Source organism: Luteococcus sanguinis, from assembly GCF_039527675.1.
Taxonomy (GTDB): domain Bacteria; phylum Actinomycetota; class Actinomycetes; order Propionibacteriales; family Propionibacteriaceae; genus Luteococcus; species Luteococcus sanguinis.
In genome coordinates this window covers 1-1,268 of sequence record NZ_BAAAKI010000031.1, presented here as the reverse complement: position 1 = coordinate 1,268, position 1,268 = coordinate 1, and the positions used below count along the sequence as shown (strand labels likewise).

Here is a 1,268-nt window from a genome sequence, read left to right as displayed (position 1 = left end):
GTCGTGTTCAGCGGGTTCGGGAAGTGACTTCTCCGAAGTGTCGGTGTGGGGCTGTGAGCCGGCCGCGCTGGAGCCAGTAGACGCGCCCCGGTGTCCTCCCGAACCCGCCCCAGCTCGGGCGACGTAGTCATTCAGCAAGGTCCGGTAGACGATGTCGGACAGGCGTCGTTTCAACGCTCTCATGGCTTCGTTGGGACTCTTTCCTTCGGCTCGTTTCCGGTCGTAATAGGCGCGTCCTTCGGTGGGTCGGCGCAACTGGACAACGGCCATCATGTGCAGGACCCGGTTGATCTGCCGATTCCCGCCCCGCGACAGCCGGTGGTGCGGATGATCCCCCGAGGACACGTCGATCGGCGCGGTCCCGGTCCAGGACGCGAAGTGTCCCTTGTCGGGAAACCGGGTGATGTCACCGACCTCGACCAACAGCCGTGCGGCCCCGGATGGTCCGATCCCGGTCAGGTCGAGCAGGGCGCTGCGGGTCTCGCGGACCAGGGCCACGAGTTCCTTGTTCGCTGCCTTCTTGCGGGCGTAGATCCGTTCGAGGTCCTCGACCAGTTCCAGAGCAACGCGCTTGCGGGTCTTGCCGACCACGTCCTTGGGGCGAATGCCGGCGAGGATCCGCCGCGCTTGGGCTGCTGACAAGGACTTCGGTGCTCCGCCGGGTATCAGGTCGAGCAGGACCTGGTGGAGCTGGCAGACCTTCGCGGTGTGTTCCTGGCCCAGTCGGCGGCGACGGTCGACCAACAGACGCAGCACCTCGACCTGCTCGTCGGAGACCACCGGCTGCAAGCCTGAGATCCTGACCCCGACCAGCGCGATCGAGTGGGCGTCGGTGTCGTCGGTCTTGCGCCCCTGGCCGGTCGCAAACATCCGCATCCTGGCCGACAGTTTCGCCGGGACATCGACCACCTGCTCGCCGGCGAGCAGGAGTCGTTCAGCAACGTGATGGCCGATGCCGTTGCAGCCCTCGACCGCCCAGGTCCGCTGCGGCCACTCCTGCGCGAAGACGAGCATCTCGGCGAAGCCCGCGGTGTCGGTGGTGAACTGCCGGTGCCCGTGAATGTGCTCGTGGGCGTCCATCACCTCGATCGTGACGGTGCGTTTGTGTGGATCCATCCCGATAATGACGTGTTCGTCCATGCCCGATCCCTCGAATCTCGACAGTGAGTGGATGGGTCGGGAGGGCACCGCTACTACTGGCCTCGATGGTGCCGGTTGTTGCGCATTCCCCTCTTCAGCCTCTCCCGCCCGGGTCGGTGGTCCGGGGT

At 65.9% G+C, this 1,268-nt stretch carries 1 protein-coding gene; it reads right to left on the bottom strand.

The annotated features are described in order from the left end of the window. A partial coding sequence (locus ABD089_RS13700) for an IS110 family RNA-guided transposase (RefSeq protein WP_343887025.1) occupies nt 1–1,140 on the bottom strand: 1,140 nt, incomplete at its 3' end. Nucleotides 1,141–1,268: the final 128 nt, after the last annotated feature.